The organism is Anaerophilus nitritigenes (assembly GCF_004138215.1).
In the GTDB taxonomy this organism is placed as follows: domain Bacteria; phylum Bacillota; class Clostridia; order Peptostreptococcales; family Thermotaleaceae; genus Anaerophilus; species Anaerophilus nitritogenes.
On sequence record NZ_RYYS01000069.1, the window covers coordinates 25,831 to 43,868 of the forward strand.

Annotated in this window: 23 protein-coding genes and 1 other annotated feature; of the genes, 20 read left to right on the forward strand and 3 right to left on the reverse strand. The window is 30.5% G+C overall.

The genetic code is table 11. The features are described 5' to 3' along the window. Nucleotides 1-17: 17 nt before the first annotated feature. From EK368_RS10770 to trpS, 16 genes are all read left to right on the forward strand, one after another. On the forward strand, nt 18-1,382 hold the full coding sequence (locus EK368_RS10770; protein WP_129599601.1) for an ethanolamine ammonia-lyase subunit EutB: 1,365 nt from the start codon (nt 18-20) through the stop codon (nt 1,380-1,382). Nucleotides 1,383-1,412: 30 nt separating this feature from the next. Next, a complete protein-coding gene (gene eutC, locus EK368_RS10775) occupies nt 1,413-2,291 on the forward strand; it encodes an ethanolamine ammonia-lyase subunit EutC (RefSeq protein WP_202976469.1) in 879 nt (292 codons plus the stop codon). A gap of 13 nt (nt 2,292-2,304) precedes the next feature. After that, nucleotides 2,305-2,958, forward strand: a complete 654-nt coding sequence (gene eutL / locus EK368_RS10780; RefSeq protein WP_129599605.1) for an ethanolamine utilization microcompartment protein EutL — start codon at nt 2,305-2,307, stop codon at nt 2,956-2,958. An 8-nt stretch (nt 2,959-2,966) separates the two neighbouring features. Then, a complete protein-coding gene (locus EK368_RS15275; protein ID WP_129599607.1) occupies nt 2,967-3,545 on the forward strand; it encodes a BMC domain-containing protein in 579 nt (192 codons plus the stop codon). Next, the gene (locus EK368_RS10790; protein ID WP_129599609.1) at nt 3,546-5,009 is read left to right on the forward strand and encodes an acetaldehyde dehydrogenase (acetylating); all 1,464 of its coding nucleotides are present in this window, start codon (nt 3,546-3,548) and stop codon (nt 5,007-5,009) included. Between the two features lie 43 nt (nt 5,010-5,052). Then, the gene (gene eutM, locus EK368_RS10795) at nt 5,053-5,337 is read left to right on the forward strand and encodes an ethanolamine utilization microcompartment protein EutM (protein ID WP_129599611.1); all 285 of its coding nucleotides are present in this window, start codon (nt 5,053-5,055) and stop codon (nt 5,335-5,337) included. Nucleotides 5,338-5,392: 55 nt separating this feature from the next. Further along, nucleotides 5,393-6,145, forward strand: coding sequence for a cobalamin adenosyltransferase (locus EK368_RS10800; protein WP_129599613.1), 753 nt, complete (start codon nt 5,393-5,395; stop codon nt 6,143-6,145). Nucleotides 6,146-6,158: 13 nt separating this feature from the next. Continuing rightward, entirely contained in the window at nt 6,159-6,779 is a 621-nt protein-coding gene (gene pduL, locus EK368_RS10805; RefSeq protein WP_129599615.1) for a phosphate propanoyltransferase, read from the forward strand. A gap of 18 nt (nt 6,780-6,797) precedes the next feature. Continuing rightward, nucleotides 6,798-7,619 carry an ethanolamine utilization protein EutJ gene (gene eutJ / locus EK368_RS10810; RefSeq protein WP_129599617.1) on the forward strand — a complete coding sequence of 274 codons (822 nt, stop codon included), beginning with the start codon at nt 6,798-6,800 and terminating at the stop codon, nt 7,617-7,619. 12 nt (nt 7,620-7,631) lie between these two features. Then, the gene (locus EK368_RS10815; protein ID WP_129599619.1) at nt 7,632-8,294 is read left to right on the forward strand and encodes a hypothetical protein; all 663 of its coding nucleotides are present in this window, start codon (nt 7,632-7,634) and stop codon (nt 8,292-8,294) included. Between the two features lie 20 nt (nt 8,295-8,314). Then, on the forward strand, nt 8,315-8,587 hold the full coding sequence (locus EK368_RS10820; protein WP_129599621.1) for a EutN/CcmL family microcompartment protein: 273 nt from the start codon (nt 8,315-8,317) through the stop codon (nt 8,585-8,587). Between the two features lie 25 nt (nt 8,588-8,612). Continuing rightward, on the forward strand, nt 8,613-8,900 hold the full coding sequence (locus EK368_RS10825; RefSeq protein WP_129599623.1) for a hypothetical protein: 288 nt from the start codon (nt 8,613-8,615) through the stop codon (nt 8,898-8,900). Continuing rightward, the gene (gene eutH / locus EK368_RS10830; RefSeq protein WP_129599625.1) at nt 8,890-9,987 is read left to right on the forward strand and encodes an ethanolamine utilization protein EutH; all 1,098 of its coding nucleotides are present in this window, start codon (nt 8,890-8,892) and stop codon (nt 9,985-9,987) included. Before EK368_RS10825 ends, eutH begins: the two co-directional genes overlap by 11 nt. Nucleotides 9,988-10,002: 15 nt before the next feature. Then, nucleotides 10,003-10,464: a cupin domain-containing protein gene (locus tag EK368_RS10835; protein WP_202976468.1), complete on the forward strand. Its 462-nt coding sequence runs from the start codon at nt 10,003-10,005 to the stop codon at nt 10,462-10,464. Nucleotides 10,465-10,530: 66 nt separating this feature from the next. Continuing rightward, a complete protein-coding gene (locus EK368_RS10840; RefSeq protein WP_129599629.1) occupies nt 10,531-11,685 on the forward strand; it encodes a 1-propanol dehydrogenase PduQ in 1,155 nt (384 codons plus the stop codon). A 46-nt stretch (nt 11,686-11,731) separates the two neighbouring features. Next, nucleotides 11,732-11,936, forward strand: a binding site (T-box leader). Nucleotides 11,937-11,980: 44 nt separating this feature from the next. Then, on the forward strand, nt 11,981-12,976 hold the full coding sequence (gene trpS / locus EK368_RS10845) for a tryptophan--tRNA ligase (protein WP_129599631.1): 996 nt from the start codon (nt 11,981-11,983) through the stop codon (nt 12,974-12,976). Between the two features lie 26 nt (nt 12,977-13,002). Here trpS and pdxT read toward each other — a convergent pair whose 3' ends face one another. Next, complete coding sequence (gene pdxT, locus EK368_RS10850; RefSeq protein WP_129599633.1) at nt 13,003-13,566, reverse strand: pyridoxal 5'-phosphate synthase glutaminase subunit PdxT; 564 nt, start codon at nt 13,564-13,566, stop codon at nt 13,003-13,005. Continuing rightward, a complete protein-coding gene (gene pdxS / locus EK368_RS10855; RefSeq protein WP_129599635.1) occupies nt 13,567-14,445 on the reverse strand; it encodes a pyridoxal 5'-phosphate synthase lyase subunit PdxS in 879 nt (292 codons plus the stop codon). Nucleotides 14,446-14,736: 291 nt separating this feature from the next. Between pdxS and EK368_RS10860 the strand changes: the two genes are divergently transcribed. Further along, nucleotides 14,737-14,940: a cold-shock protein gene (locus EK368_RS10860; RefSeq protein WP_129599637.1), complete on the forward strand. Its 204-nt coding sequence runs from the start codon at nt 14,737-14,739 to the stop codon at nt 14,938-14,940. A gap of 89 nt (nt 14,941-15,029) precedes the next feature. Further along, nucleotides 15,030-15,623, forward strand: coding sequence for a YdcF family protein (locus tag EK368_RS10865; RefSeq protein WP_129599639.1), 594 nt, complete (start codon nt 15,030-15,032; stop codon nt 15,621-15,623). Nucleotides 15,624-15,625: 2 nt separating this feature from the next. Here EK368_RS10865 and EK368_RS10870 read toward each other — a convergent pair whose 3' ends face one another. Next, nucleotides 15,626-16,678 (reverse strand): tetraprenyl-beta-curcumene synthase family protein, encoded by a 1,053-nt coding sequence (locus tag EK368_RS10870; protein WP_129599641.1) that lies wholly within the window; start codon nt 16,676-16,678, stop codon nt 15,626-15,628. A gap of 112 nt (nt 16,679-16,790) precedes the next feature. On the opposite strand from EK368_RS10870, the gene EK368_RS10875 reads away from it, so the two are divergent. Both EK368_RS10875 and EK368_RS10880 read left to right on the forward strand, forming a co-directional pair. Further along, a complete protein-coding gene (locus tag EK368_RS10875) occupies nt 16,791-17,366 on the forward strand; it encodes a uracil-DNA glycosylase (RefSeq protein ID WP_129599643.1) in 576 nt (191 codons plus the stop codon). Beyond that, on the forward strand, nt 17,353-17,925 hold the full coding sequence (locus EK368_RS10880) for a uracil-DNA glycosylase (RefSeq protein WP_129599645.1): 573 nt from the start codon (nt 17,353-17,355) through the stop codon (nt 17,923-17,925). Before EK368_RS10875 ends, EK368_RS10880 begins: the two co-directional genes overlap by 14 nt. Nucleotides 17,926-18,038 lie beyond the last annotated feature (113 nt).

The window sequence follows — 18,038 nt, forward strand, 5'->3', positions numbered from 1 at the left end:
TTGAGAGGAGAGAAAGTATGAGACTAAAGACCAAGCTTTTTGGAACTGTATACCAGTTTCAAAATATTAAAGAAGTACTAGCAAAAGCAAATGAAGAAAAATCAGGAGATAAGCTTGCTGGTATTGCTGCAGAGTCAGTAACAGAAATGATTGCTGCTAAAGAAGTACTTAGTAATTTAACATTACAAGATTTAAGAAATCATCCAGTAATTCCGTATGAAGAAGATGAGGTAACAAGAATTATCCAAGATGGAGTAAATGAAAAAATATATACAGAAATTAGGAATTGGACAGTTTCTGAATTAAGAGAATGGATTTTAAGTCATAGTACAACTGGAGCAGATATAAGAAGAATCAGTAGAGGTCTTACAAGTGAAATGATTGCAGCAGTTGCAAAAATTATGTCTAATTTAGATCTTGTATATGGAGCCAGTAAAATAAGAGTGACAGCTCATTGTAATACAACAATAGGACTTCCAGGAACATTATCTTTCAGACTTCAACCAAATCATACTACAGACAATTTAGATGGGATTATGATTTCTTTATATGAAGGATTAAGCTATGGAGCTGGAGATGCAGTGATTGGATTAAACCCTGTAAATGATACAGCAGATAGTGTATACAACGTATTAAAAATGTTTGAAGAAATCAAACAAAAGTGGAGTATTCCAACACAAAATTGTGTACTAGCTCATGTAACTACTCAAATGGAAGCAGTCAAAAAAGGAGCACCTTCTGATATGATTTTCCAAAGTATAGCTGGAACGCAAAAAGGAAATGAAGCTTTTGGTTTAACAGCAAAATTATTAGAAGAAGCACATGATTTGATGCTAAAAGAAGGAACATCTACAGGACCTAATGTAATGTATTTTGAAACAGGTCAAGGATCAGAGCTTTCTTCAGATGCTCATTATGGAGTAGATCAAGTTACTTTAGAAGCTAGATGCTATGGATTTGCAAAAAAGTTCAATCCATTTTTAGTCAATACAGTAGTTGGTTTTATAGGACCTGAATATTTATATGATAATAAACAAGTAACTAGAGCAGGACTAGAAGATCATTTCATGGGTAAATTGACAGGTATTCCAATGGGTGTAGATGCTTGTTATACAAATCATATGAAAGCTGATCAAAATGATATAGAAAATTTATCAGTACTTCTTGCAGCTGCTGGATGCAATTATTTTATGGGTATTCCTCATGGAGACGATATTATGCTTAATTATCAATGTACAGGATATCATGAAGCACCTACATTAAGAGAAATACTACATTTAAGACCTATAAAGGAATTTGAACAATGGCTTGAAAAAATGGGCATTTATGAGAATGGAAGATTGAGTGAAAAAGCAGGAGATGCATCTATATTTTTAAAATAAATCGTGGAAAAGTAAGGAGGGAAGAATATGATCTCACAAAAAGATATTAAAAGTATTATTGATCAAGTTATTAATGAAATGAATGAAAATGATGAAAAGGATAAAAAAATACAAGAACCATGTAGTGTAGAAAAATCTTGTACAGATGAAAATATTAAAGATATTACAGAAATAGATTTAAGAAAAGAGTTATTAGTTCCTAATGCAGAGAATAAAGAAGTGTATTTAAATTTAAAAGAAACTACTCCTGCTAGAGTAGGAATATTTAGGGCTGGGCCAAGATACAAAACACAAACATTATTAAGATTTAGAGCTGATCATGCAGTAGCACAAGATGCAGTTTTTACAGATGTTGCAGAAGATTTTATTGAAGATATGAGACTCTTTAGTATTACTACGATGTGTCATGATAAAGATGAGTATTTGACAAGACCCGATTTAGGAAGAAAATTTGATGACGAAAACAAAAAAATAATTCAAGAAAAATGCGTGAAAAACCCTCAAGTACAGATATATATTTCAGATGGCTTAAGTTCAACAGCTATAGAAGCCAATGCAAAAGATGCCCTAGCTTCTATTATGCAAGGATTAAAAGAATACAACTTAAAAATAGGAACACCATTCTTTGTAAAATATGGTAGAGTACCAGCCATGGATTCTATATCTGAAATAGTAGACGCAGAAGCTACTGTTGTATTAATTGGGGAAAGACCAGGTCTAGCAACAGGAGAAAGTATGAGTTGTTACATGGCTTATAACGCAAAGGTTGGTATGCCTGAATCTAATAGAACTGTGATTTCTAATATTCATCAAGGGGGAACACCAGCTGTGGAAGCTGGGGCTCACATTGCAGAAATTATTAAAAAAATGCTTGATCAAAAAGCAAGTGGATTAAATCTAAAACTGTAAGGGAGGTAAAATTATGCGTAATGATCCAATACGTCCTAATGTATTGAGTGTGAAATTAGTACCAAATGTAGATATGGCTATGGCAAAAAAATTAAATTTAGAATCAGGACATAGAAGTATAGGAATTATTACTACAGATTGTGATGATGTAGGATATACAGCTTTAGATGATGCTACAAAAAAATCAGATGTAAAAGTAGCATATGCTAAATCTTTTTATGGTGGAGCTGCCAATGCAAATACAAAATTAGCAGGAGAATTTATAGGAATATTATCAGGACCTAATCCTGCAGAGGTAAGAAGTGGGTTAAATGCTGCAATAGATTTTATACAAAATGAAGCTTGCTTTTATAGTGCAAATGAAGATGATTCTATTGCATATTATGCTCAATGTATATCAAGAACAGGATCTTATTTATCTGAAGTAGCAGGTATTCAAGAAGGAGAAGCTGTAGCTTATCTAATTGCTCCTCCAATAGAAGCAATGTATGCTTTAGACGCTGCATTAAAAGCTGCAGATGTGAGATTAACTGAATTTTTTGGACCCCCTTCAGAGACAAACTTTGGTGGAGGTTTATTAACAGGAAGTCAGTCAGCTTGTAAAGCTGCTTGTGATGCATTTGCAGATGCGGTGAAATTTGTTGCAGACAATCCAACGAAATATTAGGAGATAGAATGAGGGGACAAGCATTAGGTTTTATAGAAACCTATGGGTATATTGGAGCCATTGAGGCATTAGATGTATGCTTAAAGTCTGCAGAAGTAGAGATCGTTGATTGCCAATTGGTTACAGGAGGCCTAGTTACCATTATTATTAAAGGAAATATCAGTGCAGTAAAAGCAGCTATTGATGCTGGAGCATTTGCAGCAGATAAAGTAGGAGATGTGGTAGGAGTTAATGTTATTGCAAGAGCTGGAGAGGGTATTGAAAAGATTATTTATTCTAAAAAAGATATAGAACAAGTTAAAGATACAAAAAAACAAGAAAATATAGTTCAGTTACAAGAAGAGGAATATATAAAAGAAGTTTATGAAGAAACAATTGATACAAAAATTGAACAAAAATCAATTATTTATAAAGGTCAAAAAATAGAAAAAAACAATTTGAAAATATTACAAGAAATGAAAGTAGTAGAGTTAAGAAGATTAGCAAGACAAATAGATGGATTAGATATAGATAAAAAACAAGTAAAATTTGCAAAGAAAGATGAACTCATAGATGTTATTACTAAATATTTTGAGGAGGTGGAATAGATGGTGATTGAAGATAAAGACCTCCAATCTATTCAAGAAGTAAGAAATTTAATAAAAAAAGCAAAAGAAGCACAAAAGGAATTTGAAAAATTTAGTTCTGAAAGAATTGATGAAATTATAAAAGAAATGGCAAAAGTAGCTTCAAGAGAAGCAGAAACTTTAGCAAAGATAGCTGTAGAAGAAACAGGCTTTGGAAAATGGCAAGATAAAGTGATGAAAAACAGGCTAGCTAGTGAAAAGTTATATCAATATATAAAAGATATGAAAACTTTAGGAATTATTCGTGAGGATCATGAAAAGAAAATAGTAGAGATCGGTACTCCAGTAGGTATTGTTGCCGGACTCATTCCATCTACAAATCCTACTTCAACAGTAATTTATAAAACAATCATTGCACTAAAAGCAGGAAATGCAATTATATTTAGCCCTCATCCAAGTGCATTAAAATGTATCAAAAAGACTGTTGAAATCCTTCAAAAATCAGCAATAGAAATGGGTGCTCCACAAGGCTTAATAGGATGCATTAGTATTCCTACTATAGAAGGAACTAATGAGTTAATGAAGCATGATGACATTTCTCTCATTTTAGCAACAGGTGGATCAGCAATGGTAAAAGCAGCATATAGCTCAGGAACACCTGCATTAGGAGTTGGACCTGGAAATACACCAACTTATATAGAAAAAAGTGCAGATATAGAGCTTGCTGTTAAGAGAATTATTGCAAGCAAAACTTTTGATAATGGAACAATATGTGCATCAGAACAATCCATTATTACAGATGAATGTATTAAAGATCAAGTAAAAGAAGAGCTTATCAAAAGAGGGGGATATTTCCTTACAGGAGATAAACTTCAAAAAGTTATAGCTATTATGGAAAGACCAACTGGAGGAATGAATCCTAAAATCGTAGGTAAATCAGCACAAGATATTGCTAAGATGGCAGGTATTGAAATTCCTCTTGGTACAAAAGTGCTATTATGTGAAGAAAAAGGAATAGGAAAGAAATATCCTTTTTCTAAGGAAAAACTAACAACTCTTCTTGGTTTTTATACAGCAAAAGATTGGAAAGAAGCATGTGAAATTTCTTATGAATTATTAGAAAATGAAGGAATTGGTCATACATTAGCTATTCATTCTAATAATGAAGAAATTATCAGAGAGTTTGCTTTAAGAAAACCTGTATCAAGATTTTTAGTGAATACTCCAGCTTCTCAAGGAGGAACAGGGCTTAGTACAAATCTAGCACCAGCATTTACCCTAGGTTGTGGTGCAGTAGGAGGAAGTGCTACATCTGATAATGTAACTCCTATGAACTTAATTAATATAAGAAGAATGGCTTATGGAGTAGATGATTTAGGAATACAAAAAGAGAAGGACAATAAAATAAAAGATGTATTTAGTAATGTAGATATAGAGTCTATCACCAGATTAGTATTAGAGCAGTTAAAAAATATTGAGAAATAATAAAAATATAAAATAATAATGAAAATATGAGGAGGAGTTATAAATGGCAAGTATGAATGCATTAGGAATGATTGAAACAAAAGGATTAGTAGGAGCAGTAGAAGCAGCAGATGCAATGGTAAAAGCAGCAAATGTTACTTTAATAGGAAAAGTACAAGTTGGTGGAGGATTAGTAACAGTTATGGTAAGAGGAGATGTAGGAGCAGTAAAAGCAGCAACAGATGCAGGTGCTGCAGCAGCAGAAAGAGTTGGAGACTTAATTTCTGTTCACGTAATTCCAAGACCACATGGAGAAGTAGAAACAATCCTTCCTAAAGTACAAGAATAATTAAAAACCCGGGCTTATTAAGTCCGGGTAAACTTAACAAAAAGGAAGTGAGTGAATGAGGGTACTAACAGAGGCTGCTCTTCGTGAAATATTTAAAAATAAAATTCCTTCACAGTATTATGTAGATCAAGATATAATCATTACCCCTTCTGCAAAACAATATCTCAAAGAAAAAAAAGTTGAATTGATTATAGGTAAAAAAGAAGAAGAAATCAAAAAAAATGTATATGAACCTCTTGAAATACCAGATGAAAGAATTATACCTAAATATAAATCTTATGAAGGTGGGGCATTTGAAAAAAAACCTGAACATATGACACAGCTTTATAAAAATATATTAGTATCTAAAGATCATCCAAGAATTGTTTTAAGAGGAAAATTAGATAGTTTTCAATCTCAAATCCTTGAACTTCAAGTTTTTGCTCATCAAAAAAAGATGGATCAGATGCTTAATGAATTAAATGAAATTTTAAATTTTGTAAGAGATATTTTAAAAGCAGAAGTTTTAGAAGAAACTTTAAAAGAATTTAATCTTTTAGGACTAAGTCCTCAAGAGTTAAGAGATCAATCTCATCAACCAAAAAAATATTTTGGGATAGATCATATCTTTCCAAGCTATGAGATGGGAGAGATACTGATAAAATTAAATACTTTAAGAAGCAGTTCAAGAGAAGTAGAAATTTTAGCTATCAAGGCTTTTAAAAGAGAATATGAAGTAGATAGATTAGATATTATAAAAGCCTTAAATCGTTTAAGTAGCGTTATATATATTATGATGTGTAAATTTAAGGCTGGGTTATATCAGTAAAAGAGGTGTAAAAATGCAAGATCAATTGGTAAACAAAATTGTAAAAAAAGTTATAGAGAACTTACAACAAAAAAAGGATATTCCAGTTGAAGTATCTGCAAGACATGTTCATTTGAGTGAAGAGCATATGAAAATATTATTTAAAGATGAATTAAAAAAGAAAAAAGAGTTATCACAACCAGGTCAATTTCAGTACGAAGAAAGAGTGACATTAATAGGACCTAAGGGTGTCATGAAAGGAGTTTCTATACTAGGACCTGCAAGAGATAAAACTCAAGTAGAAATATCAAAATCAGATGCAAGAACACTAGGAGTGAATCCTCCTGTAAGAGAATCAGGCAAATTAGATAATAGTGCTTCTATTTATATAGCAACAGATCAAGCAGTAATTAAAGCTGAGGAATCTGTAATCGTAGCTCAAAGACATATTCATATGAATAAAGAAGATGCCAATAATTTTGGTGTAGAAGATAGACAGCTTGTAAGTGTAAGAGTAAAAGGTGAAAGACCTATTATTTTTGAAGATGTATTAATTAGAGTGAGTGAAAAGTATCATTTAAGTATGCATATTGATGTAGATGAATCAAATGCATTAGGATATAAAAATGGAACTACTGGAGAAATCATGATATAAGAAGGGAGAAACTTTTATATGCATTTTCAAAATGCAGATTTTTTGATTAAGCAGGTCGAAGAAAGTATTCATAAAACAAAACCCTTTCAAAATAAAGATCATTTACTCGTAGGAGTAGATTTAGGTACAGCATATATTGTTTTAGTAGTATTAGATGAACAAAAAAATCCTATTGCTTGTGAGATGGAGTTTGCTCAAGTATTAAAGGATGGATTAGTAGTAGATTATATAGGAGCATGTAAAATTGTAAAAAAACTTAAGGAAAGATTAGAAGAAAGAATAGGAGTAGAACTAACTAGGGCAGCTATTGCAGTACCACCAGGAACAACTGAAAACGACTGTAAAACTCATAGATATGTAGTAGAAGGTTCAGGAATGGAAGTAACAGCAGTTTTAGATGAGCCTACTGCTGCAAATGCTGTCTTAGAAATAGAAAATGGGGTCATTGTAGATATTGGAGGAGGAACTACAGGTCTTTCGATATTAAAAGATAAAGAAGTTATTTACACAGCAGATGAGGCTACAGGTGGAACACATCTATCTTTAGTCATATCAGGAAATTATAAAATATCTTTTGAAGAGGCAGAAGAACTAAAAAAAGATAGAACAAAGCAAAAAGAAATTTTTACAATTGTTCGTCCTGTCATTCAGAAAATGGCTACTATTGTAAAAAAACATATTCAGTCATTTGAAGTGGATAATATTTATCTAGTAGGTGGGACTTGTTGTTTAGAGGGGATTGAGGAGGTATTTGAAAAGGAGATAGGAATTTCTACTCACAAACCATACAATCCTTTCTTGGTTACACCTTTAGGAATTGCTATGAATTGTACAAGCTAAGGGGGTGAACCTATGAATACACAAAATTTGATTCAATTAATAGCACAAGAAGTAATAAAAAAATTAGGAGAATTTGATATAGAAAAAAATAGATCAGAAAAAATTCTAATTGCAGATAGTAGATCTATTGAAAATGAAAAACTATATGAGAAGCTGACTTCTATATGGAAAAATACAAAATTTATAGATCATTTTTCACATGAAGACTGCAAGGATTTAGATTACATTATTGTTCCAAATATTTCTAATAAAGATCTAGCAAGAATTGCACAAGGTATAGATGAAGGAGAAGTGGCTAGTGTAGTAGTAGATGGTATTTTATATGGAAAAAAAATAATTGTTTTAGAAGACGGTATTTATTATAGAAAATTTGAAGCTTCTTCTAATCCTCATTTTTATAATTTATTAAGAAATTACGAAAAAACCCTCATAGATTTTGATATAGAAATTATAAAAGAGGAAAACCTTTTTCATTTTCTAAAAAATCAAGAAAAAAATAAAAAAGAAAATATGACGATGGAGAATAAAATCAATAAAAAAGTGATTACTCAAGTAGATGTTGAAAAATTATATGATCAAGGATTTCAAACCATATATATAAATGAAAAATCCATTCTATCACCTCTTGCACAAGATTATATTCGTATGGAAAAAATAGATATCCTTAGAGAATAAGGGTAGGAAGGAAGAAGTATATGATTATAGGAAAAGTAGTAGGAAATGTATGGGCTACAAGAAAAGAAGAGGGTTTAGGAGGACTAAAACTTCTTGTCATTCAACCTATAGATTATTGTACAAAACAAACTATGCCAACCTTTGTAGCAGTAGATAGTGTAGGTGCTGGAATTAGCGATATTGTTTTAGTAGTAAGGGGAAGCTCTGCAAGATATGCAGCGAATAGACCTGATGCACCAATTGATTCTACGGTCGTAGGTATCGTAGATGAAGTGGAAGTAGATAAAAATTAATAAAGGGTTTGAAGGATGTGAAAATATGGGAAAAATATTAGTTACAAAAAATAATATAAATCAATATATATGTGAAAATAAGATTTATTTAGATAAAGAGATGATTCTCTCCCCTGGAGCAAAAGATATTTTAAGAGATAAAAATATTATGATTGTATATGAACAAAAAGATGAGATTCTAGATATGAAAAATTCTATATGTCGTATTCTTTTAGAGGATTACAATATAGAAGATGATAAAACGAGAGATAAGATTCTTCAAAAAGTATTGAATAAAATTAATAATGAAAAGGGGGAACAAAATGAGCATTAATGAAATTATTGTATATATCATGGTAATTTTTATGGTATTAGGAGCCATTGATAAGATTTTAGAAAATAGATTTGGTTTAGGAGAAAAATTTGAAGAAGGTATTATGGCAATGGGATCTTTAGCTGTAGCTATGGTAGGAGTTGTTTCTTTAGCTCCTGTTCTTGCAAAGGTTTTAAAACCTATTGTTGTTCCAGTATATGAAAAATTAGGAGCAGATCCAGCTATGTTTGCAACAACTTTACTAGCCAATGATATGGGAGGATACCCCCTAGCTATGGAGCTTGCTCAAAGTCCAGAGGCAGGTCTTTTTGGAGGATTGATTTTAGGTTCTATGATGGGTCCTACAATTGTATTTACTATTCCAGTAGCTTTAGGAATCATTGAAAAAGAAGATCATAAATTTTTAGCAACAGGTATATTAGCAGGAATTATCACTGTTCCGATTGGGTGTTTAGTAGGAGGATTAGTAGCTGGATTTGAAATTTCAATGATTCTTAGTAATCTAGTACCTATTATACTTGTAGCTTGTATTTTAGCATTAGGTCTTTGGATCATACCACAAATAATGATTAATGCATTTACTATTTTTGGAAAGATAGTAGTAGCAGTGATTACTATTGGACTTGCAGCTATTACAATAGAAACATTAACAGGAATTGTAGTTATTCCAGGAATGGCACCTGTAACAGAAGGAATTGAAATTGTAGGTTCTATTGCATTAATGCTTGCAGGGGCATTCCCTATGGTTTATGTCATTACAAAAGTATTCAATAAACCATTAATGAAGCTTGGAAAAGTTTTAGGTATGGGAGAAGTAGCAGCAGCAGGAATGGTTGCTACTCTTGCGAATAATATTCCTATGTTTGGACTTATGAAAGATATGGATGATAGAGGAAAAATTATTAATATTGCTTTTGCAGTAAGTGCATCCTTTGTATTTGGAGATCATCTTGGGTTTACTGCAGGTGTAAATCAAGATATGATTTTTCCAATGGTTGCAGGAAAGCTTGTTGGAGGAATTACAGCAGTGTTATTAGCTATGTTTATTACTAATAAAACTATGAATAAAAAAGAAACAGTAAATTAAAAGAAAGTAGGTGTTTTGATGAATATAAATGAAAAAGTATTAGAGGAAATTATTAAGAAAGTAATTGAAGAACAAATGAAGAATACAAAAGAAACATTTCAAAAGCATGTAGATGATAGTGGTATTATATCCATAAAAGCAGATACAGTTGAGTGTAAAAGATTTGATACTGGAAAAGAAAATGATCAAGTATATCTTACAGATGTATTGAGCCTACAAGAAAGTCCAAGATTAGGATGCGGAATGATGGAAATGAAAGAAACAACTTTTGATTGGACTCTTCAATATGACGAAGTAGATTATATTATTGAAGGAAGTTTAGAAATTATTATAGATGGAAGAAAAGTGATAGGAAATAAAGGTGATATTTTATTTATACCTAAGGGATCTAGTATTCAATTTAGTGCTCCTAATCATGCAAGGTTTATGTATGTAACTTATCCTGCAAACTGGGAAGAGATAGCAAAAGCACAATAAAATCAAAAGAAAACTGTATAAAGGATACAGTTTTCTTTTATAGCTATAAAATAGGAGGAAAACATTATGGGAATATTTCAAACAAAGACTAAAATTTATTATGGAAATGATCCTTTAAGATACTTTGACAAAATGCAACAAAAAAAAGTATTAATTGTTACAGATCCATTTATGATAAAATTTAAGTTAGTTCAAAAAGTAACAGATTTATTACAAGAAAGAAATATAGATTATACAATTTTTAATGAGGTAGAACCAAATCCATCTGTAGAAACTGTAACAAAAGGTCTTTATAAAATGATTGAAGCAAAACCTGAGGCTATCATTTCTATAGGAGGAGGATCAGCTATAGATGTAGCAAAAGCTATGATTTATTTTCATTTAAAGGCACAAAAAAAGCTAGTAGATGATAAAAATATGCAAAAGCCACTTTTTATAGCTATTCCTACTACTAGTGGAACAGGCTCTGAAGTAACAGCTTTTTCTGTAGTAACAAACACAAAAGAGCATACAAAGATAGCTCTTGTAGATGATATGATGATTCCGGATATAGCTATATTAGATTCTCAGTTTACAAAAAGTGTTCCTCCTTCTGTTACAGCAGATACAGGAATGGATGTACTGACTCATGCCTTAGAAGCATATGTAGCAAAAAATGCTTCGGATTTTACAGAAATCTATGCAAAAAAGGCAATACAAACTGTGTTTCAATATCTTTTGAAGGCTTATACAAATGGAGATAACTTAGAAGCTAGAGAAAAAATGCATTTTGCTTCTTGTATGGCAGGAATTGCATTTACCAATGCGGGATTAGGAATTAATCATAGTTTAGCTCATGCCTTTGGAGGAGTTTTTTCATTATCTCATGGAAAATCAAATGCTATTTTATTACCTTATGTCATTGCTTATAATGCATACTATGATCAACAATGTGCACAAAAATACACTGAAATATCAAGATCTTTAGGGCTACCTTCTCAAAATACGAAAGAAGGAGTAATAAGCTTAATTGAAATGATTAAAATATTTAATGAAAAAATGATGATTCCTCTAAAAATCCAAGAAGTAGGGATAGAATATGAAGACTTTAAAGAAAAACAAAATCAGATAGTAGAGTATGCTATGGAAGATATATGTACAACTACAAATCCTAAAATACCGACAAAAGAAGACTTGATAAATATTTTAGATAAAGCATACAAAGGAGCTATTATTTCATAAAAAAATTGAATAAAATTTTAAAAAAGGATATAATAAATTATATATAGAAAAATCATTGAAGAAGAATAGTAAGTATAAGAAAGGTTATAGCGATTTGGGGATGGTGAGAGCCCAGAACTATTTTTTATACTGAATGGACTTTTGAGTGTAAATCTGAAATGAGTAGGATTTAACGAATATTTCCACGTTACGGAATAAAGAGGACACGAGTCAATTAGAGTGGTACCGCGGGATAGAATCTCGTCTCTATTTATAGAGACGAGATTTTTTATATATTAAATTAGGAGGAGATCATATGGATAAAAAAGTTATATTTAGTGGAGCACAACCTTCAGGCAAATTAACTCTTGGAAATTATCTAGGAGCTTTAAAAAATTGGGAAGGACTTCAAGATGATTATGATTGTTATTATTGTATTGTAGATTTACATGCTATTACAGTTCCACAAGAACCTAAGAACTTAAGAAAAAATTCATTAGAGGCATTAGCGCAATATTTAGCATGTGGACTAGATCCAGAAAAAAGTACTATATTTATTCAGTCTCATGTAAGTGCTCACATAGAACTTGCTTGGGTACTTAATTCTATTTCTTATATGGGTGAGTTAGGAAGAATGACTCAGTTTAAAGAAAAATCTCAAAAAAGTGAAGCCAATTTGAATGCAGCTTTATTTACTTATCCAGTACTTATGGCTTCAGATATTTTACTTTATCAAACAGACTTAGTTCCTGTAGGAGAAGATCAAAAACAACATTTAGAATTAGCTAGAAATTTAGCACAAAGATTTAATAATAAATATAGTGATACCTTTAAAGTTCCAGAACCTTATATTCCTAAAGTAGGAGCTAGAATTATGAGTCTTCAAGAGCCTACAAAAAAAATGTCTAAATCAGATGAAAATGAAAATGGATATATCTTATTAATAGATGATTCTGATGTTATTTTAAGAAAAATAAAAAGATCAGTAACAGATTCTTTAGGAATTGTAAAGTATTCAGATGAACAGCTAGGAATTAAAAATCTTTTAAATATATATTCTAAAATATCAGGAAAAACAATAGAAGAAATAGAAAATATGTATGAAGGAAAAGGATATGGAGAATTTAAAAATGATACGGCAGAAGTGATTATAGAAGGACTTAGACCTATTAGAGAAAAATATGAGGATCTTTTAAAGAATAAAGATTATCTTGAAGATATATATGCAAAAGGAGCACAAAAAGCACAAAAAACTTCACTAAAAACATTAAGAAAAGTTTATAAAAAAGTAGGATTTATTCCCGGGAAATAAATATAAGCTCCAAAAGGAGCTTATATTTATTGAATCATAGTTAAAAAGTATTGATGCATTCTCAAATCATCTGTAAGTTCTGGATGAAAGGAAGTAACCAAAATATTATTTTGTTTGGCCGCTACAATTTTTCCATTTACTATTGCTAACACTTCTACGTTTTTTCCTACTTGCTCAATATAAGGAGCTCTAATAAAAACCATAGGGAAAGGTTTATTGATTCCTTTTATTTTTTCATAAATACAAAAGCTTCCAAGCTGTCTTCCATATCCATTTCTAACTACAGTAATATCTATGAGAGGCATATGGATTCTTTCATCATTTGAAATTTTTTTCGCAAGAAGAATCATTCCTGCACAAGTTCCCCATACAGGAAGACCTTGTGAAATTTTTTTTTCTAATGATGATTTCATATGGAATACATCTAAAAGTTTACCAATAGAAGTACTTTCTCCTCCAGGAATAATCAAAGCATTAATATTTTCTAAATCTTCTTTATTTTTTACTAAAATAGAGTTTATATTTAAATTTTTTAATATATTTACATGTTCAATGAATGCCCCTTGTAGCGCTAATATCCCTACAATCATTTACCAACCTCTTTTAGATAACTTCATATCTTCAGATAAACTTTGTACAGAGATACCATTCATAGCTTCTCCTAAATCCTCTGATAATTGTGCAAGGATAGAAGGCTCATTATAGTGTGTTACTGCTTTTACAATAGCTTCTGCTCTTTTTTGAGGATTTCCTGATTTGAATATACCAGAACCAACAAATACACCATCACAGCCTAATTGCATCATTAAAGCTGCATCAGCAGGAGTTGCAATTCCACCAGCAGCAAAGTTTACTACAGGGAGCTTTCCAGTTTTATGAACATATTGAATCAAATCATAGGGAGCTCCTAACTCTTTTGATATATTCATCAATTCTTCTTCTCCCATGCCAACTATTTTTCTAATTTGAGAGGTCATGGTTCTCATATGTTTTACAGCTTCTACCACATCTCCTGTTCCTGCTTCTCCTTTTGTACGAATCATAGAAGCCCCTTCTCCTATTCTTCTTAGAGCTTCTCCAATATTTCTTGCTCCACAAACAAAAGGTGCTTTAAATTTTGTTTTATCAATATGATATAAATGATCTGCTGGGGTAAGTACTTCACTCTCATCAATAAAATCTATTTCTATCGCTTCAAGAATTTGTGCTTCTACAAAATGACCAATTCTAACCTTTGCCATTACAGGGATGGAAACAGCCTTTTGAATTTTTTTAATCATTTGAGGATCAGACATTCTAGCGATTCCACCATCACGTCTAATATCTGCTGGAACTCTTTCAAGAGCCATTACGGCACAAGCGCCTGCTTGTTCTGCAATTTTAGCTTGTTCTTCGTTGGTAACATCCATAATGACACCACCTTTAAGCATCTGAGCTAAATTTTTATTCAAATCATATCTATTTTCCATAACAATCCCTCCTAAAAAAATAATTGTATCTATTTTATTTTATATTATTTCATAAAACCAAACAAAAATCAATACTATTTAGGTACAATAACAAAAATACATAACAATATAGATACAATCTGAAAATTATTGCTTTAGGTTCCTTGTTATTCAAAACCATAATTTTCTATTTATTCTATTTAATACAATGAAAAATGAAGAATATTATAAATTTTAAATTGACATAATAAGAGATAGATGGTATTCTAAAGAAGTAAAAATAAAAATTTAAATGTTTTGGAGGATTTTTTAATGAAAACAGGCGTAGTTAAATGGTTTAACAGTGAAAAAGGATTTGGGTTTATTTCTGTAGATGGAGAAGATGATGTATTTGTACATTTCTCAGCAATCCAAGGAGATGGATTCAAAACTTTAGAAGAAGGACAAAAAGTTGAATTTGAAGTAGTAAAAGGTGATAGAGGACCTCAAGCTGCTAACGTAGTTAAAGCATTCTAATATGTAGACTACAATCAAAACCTTGGATTAAGCTCCAGGGTTTTTTATTTTTTAGAGAATAAAAATTATTAATTTAAAGGAATGGATCTATGAAAAAAACTATAGAAAAATGGAAAAAAGGAACTAAAGTTATTTTTTTGATTTGGCTGATTTCTTTTTTTATAATACAAGGATTTATTTTAAGTGATGCAAAACTAGATTCTATTGATGAGATTAATTACATAGTTGTTTTAGGAGCAGGACTAAAAGGAGAAACTTTATCTCAGACATTGCTTTATAGAATGAATAAAGCATTAGAATATTTATACAAATATCCAAATGCAAAGGTTGTAGTAAGTGGAGGACAAGGTAGGGGAGAAGATATTAGTGAAGCAGAAGCTATGAAAAGGTTTTTAATTCAAAAAGGAATCCATGAAAGTAGAATTATCAAAGAAGATAAATCTACTAATACATTAGAAAATATAAAGTTTTCAAAAGATATGTTACAGAAAACAGAAAAAAAAGAAATTCATGAAATTGTTATTATTACCAATGGATTTCATTTATTTAGGGCAAAATTGTTAGCAAGAAGAAATGGGCTTATTTCATATGGAATACCTTCTAAAACCGAAATTTATTTATTACCCAGATATTATTTAAGAGAGTATTTTGCAGTTATAAAATCATGGATTTTTGATAAATAAACTTATATAATTTTTTTCTTTCTTAAAAGTTTACAAGATTGATAAAGAACATAAGTGCTTAATGAACTTTGATGAATAATATTTTTTGCAATATCTTTTTCTTGTTTCGTTTTGGGATCAGAAAGATACATAGAAATCAGTCCTTCTATAATAGTCATATGAAAAATTGGATTTTCAAGATATTGTGATTTTTTATATGAATGCTTCAAAAAATATAGTATTCTATTTTTTTTGTAATCTTCATTTTTATAAAAAGATACAAAGTTTAAATCTCCAGAAAGCTCGTCTTCTCTTTGATCAATAAAATAATCAAGTAAAATATGAAAACCGCAAATCCAAGGAAAATATGCATCCATTGTAGCATCAATTGTATCTGTATTAAGATTTTTATTTTGTGCTAAGGTACACAGTAGAAATATACATAAGGTAGATCCTGCTGCTGCTGAGAATTCCCAAGTAGATAAATCTTTATATTTACATAAATAAGGATGTGACCAAGCTTTCATCTTTTCTTCTCGTTTTGATAAAGAGATATGTTTATAGCTTTGCATTTGACTATATAGTTTAGCTAAAGATAAAACTTTTTCTTCAATTAAAGAATAAGAAGGAAGAGTTTTTATATATAATTTACAGGTATGAACTAAAGAAAATAAATATCCTCCATCATTTTTATAGGGGTATTCACTATAATAATCACAAAAATATTCATTAGGTGTTAGTGCGTCTAAGATAGCTTGGTGAAGAGTATAGAATGCTTTTTCATCTTCTATGCCAGCTCTATCACAAAGATTGTCTAAGTAATCACTAATGGTTTGTAAAGCCACTATAAATCTAATGAGATCTGTATTGATTTTATTTGTATATAAGCTATAAATACAACCTCCTTGAGCATGAAAGGATTTGTTTTGTATACTTTCTACAGCTTGTCTACAAAGTATAGGATCAGGAATATTTTGAGCGTAGTCCTTCCAATAGGAAAGTTCATTTTTTACTTGAGGAAATACTTTTTTTACAAATTTATAAATTAATTTTGATTGATAAATTTCTTTTTTCATACTATCACTCTCCATAGATTGTTATACTATTTTAGACAAAGAAGGAGGAAGTTATGCTCCTTTGTCTAATTATATGAAAAGAAGTATGATATTATGATCAGGAGAGATTGTCATGTATACACTAGAAGCAGTAAAAGCATTTACTTATGGATGTAAAAAATGTAAATTATATAAAACAAGGACAAAAGTAGTATTTGGTCAAGGAAGCCCCTATGCTGATATTTTATTTATAGGAGAAGGACCAGGATATAATGAAGATCAACACGGAAAGGCTTTTATAGGTCCAGCAGGAGAGCTTCTTACAAAAGCTATAGAAGGAATTGGAATGAAAAGAGAAGAGGTGTATATTGCAAATATTGTAAAATGCAGACCTCCCAATAATAGAAATCCTCAAGAAGATGAGATAAATAGGTGTATACCTTATTTAAGATGGCAAGTAAAAATTATAAATCCTAAAATTATTGTGTGTCTTGGTTCTATTGCTGCAAAAAATATTATAGGTCATGAATTAAAAATTACAAAACAAAGAGGAAAATGGTATTTTAAAAAAGGCATATGGATTATGCCTACTTTTCATCCTTCTGCTGTACTTCGTGACGATCTTAAAAAAAGACCATTTTGGAAAGACTTTAAGGAAATTTATAAAAAATGGGAAGAATTAAAAGGAGATCATGATGAAAAAAGATAAATTAAATTTGTTAAAGGAAGAATGTATAAAGATAAGTACAGAGCCTACTGTGTTTGGAGAAGGAAATGTAGATGCTAAGATTATTCTTGTAGGAGAAGCTCCAGGAGCCAAAGAGGTTGAGCTTAATAAGCCTTTTGTAGGAGCTGCTGGGAAAAATTTAGATGAGTTTTTAGATATATTAAAGTTAAATAGAGAAGATTTATATATAACAAATGTAGTAAAAATAAGACCTTATAAAGTCAATGGAAAAACAGGAAGAAAATCAAATAGACCACCGAATAAAGAAGAAATAGAGAAATATGAAAAATATCTCTTTAATGAAATTCAAATCATTCAACCTAAAATTATTGTAACTTTAGGAAATGTTCCTTTAAAAACTTTATTAAAGGATAAAAAAGTAACGATTGGACAACATCATGGGAAACCTATAGATGAAGGAGAATATTTTATTTTTCCTCTTTATCATCCTGCGTCTATTATATATAGAAGAGAATTAAAAGAAGTGTATATAGAGGATTTATATAAACTCAAAGATTTTAAAATGAATTTAAAAGCCTAAGCATTTTGCCTAGGCTTAGTTTGTAGACAAAGTCATAAAAAACGTCACTGAATTTTCAAATTTGGAAAATATAAAGAAACGATCGAAAATAGCATTACAAACTCGCTATGCTC

Excerpts from the sequence above, each read along its gene's own strand:
- EK368_RS10815 (WP_129599619.1), top strand. The coding sequence starts at position 7,632 with ATGAATACACAAAATTTGATTCAATTAATAGCACAAGAAGTAATAAAA.
- EK368_RS10840 (WP_129599629.1), top strand. The coding sequence starts at position 10,531 with ATGGGAATATTTCAAACAAAGACTAAAATTTATTATGGAAATGATCCT.
- eutM (WP_129599611.1), top strand. The coding sequence starts at position 5,053 with ATGGCAAGTATGAATGCATTAGGAATGATTGAAACAAAAGGATTAGTA.
- trpS (WP_129599631.1), top strand. The coding sequence starts at position 11,981 with ATGGATAAAAAAGTTATATTTAGTGGAGCACAACCTTCAGGCAAATTA.
- pdxS (WP_129599635.1), bottom strand. The coding sequence starts at position 14,445 with ATGGAAAATAGATATGATTTGAATAAAAATTTAGCTCAGATGCTTAAA.
- pdxT (WP_129599633.1), bottom strand. The coding sequence starts at position 13,566 with ATGATTGTAGGGATATTAGCGCTACAAGGGGCATTCATTGAACATGTA.
- EK368_RS10860 (WP_129599637.1), top strand. The coding sequence starts at position 14,737 with ATGAAAACAGGCGTAGTTAAATGGTTTAACAGTGAAAAAGGATTTGGG.
- EK368_RS10880 (WP_129599645.1), top strand. The coding sequence starts at position 17,353 with ATGAAAAAAGATAAATTAAATTTGTTAAAGGAAGAATGTATAAAGATA.
- EK368_RS15275 (WP_129599607.1), top strand. The coding sequence starts at position 2,967 with ATGAGGGGACAAGCATTAGGTTTTATAGAAACCTATGGGTATATTGGA.
- pduL (WP_129599615.1), top strand. The coding sequence starts at position 6,159 with ATGCAAGATCAATTGGTAAACAAAATTGTAAAAAAAGTTATAGAGAAC.
- EK368_RS10790 (WP_129599609.1), top strand. The coding sequence starts at position 3,546 with ATGGTGATTGAAGATAAAGACCTCCAATCTATTCAAGAAGTAAGAAAT.
- eutH (WP_129599625.1), top strand. The coding sequence starts at position 8,890 with ATGAGCATTAATGAAATTATTGTATATATCATGGTAATTTTTATGGTA.
- EK368_RS10875 (WP_129599643.1), top strand. The coding sequence starts at position 16,791 with ATGTATACACTAGAAGCAGTAAAAGCATTTACTTATGGATGTAAAAAA.
- EK368_RS10820 (WP_129599621.1), top strand. The coding sequence starts at position 8,315 with ATGATTATAGGAAAAGTAGTAGGAAATGTATGGGCTACAAGAAAAGAA.
- EK368_RS10865 (WP_129599639.1), top strand. The coding sequence starts at position 15,030 with ATGAAAAAAACTATAGAAAAATGGAAAAAAGGAACTAAAGTTATTTTT.
- EK368_RS10870 (WP_129599641.1), bottom strand. The coding sequence starts at position 16,678 with ATGAAAAAAGAAATTTATCAATCAAAATTAATTTATAAATTTGTAAAA.
- eutL (WP_129599605.1), top strand. The coding sequence starts at position 2,305 with ATGCGTAATGATCCAATACGTCCTAATGTATTGAGTGTGAAATTAGTA.
- EK368_RS10800 (WP_129599613.1), top strand. The coding sequence starts at position 5,393 with ATGAGGGTACTAACAGAGGCTGCTCTTCGTGAAATATTTAAAAATAAA.
- EK368_RS10770 (WP_129599601.1), top strand. The coding sequence starts at position 18 with ATGAGACTAAAGACCAAGCTTTTTGGAACTGTATACCAGTTTCAAAAT.
- eutJ (WP_129599617.1), top strand. The coding sequence starts at position 6,798 with ATGCATTTTCAAAATGCAGATTTTTTGATTAAGCAGGTCGAAGAAAGT.
- EK368_RS10825 (WP_129599623.1), top strand. The coding sequence starts at position 8,613 with ATGGGAAAAATATTAGTTACAAAAAATAATATAAATCAATATATATGT.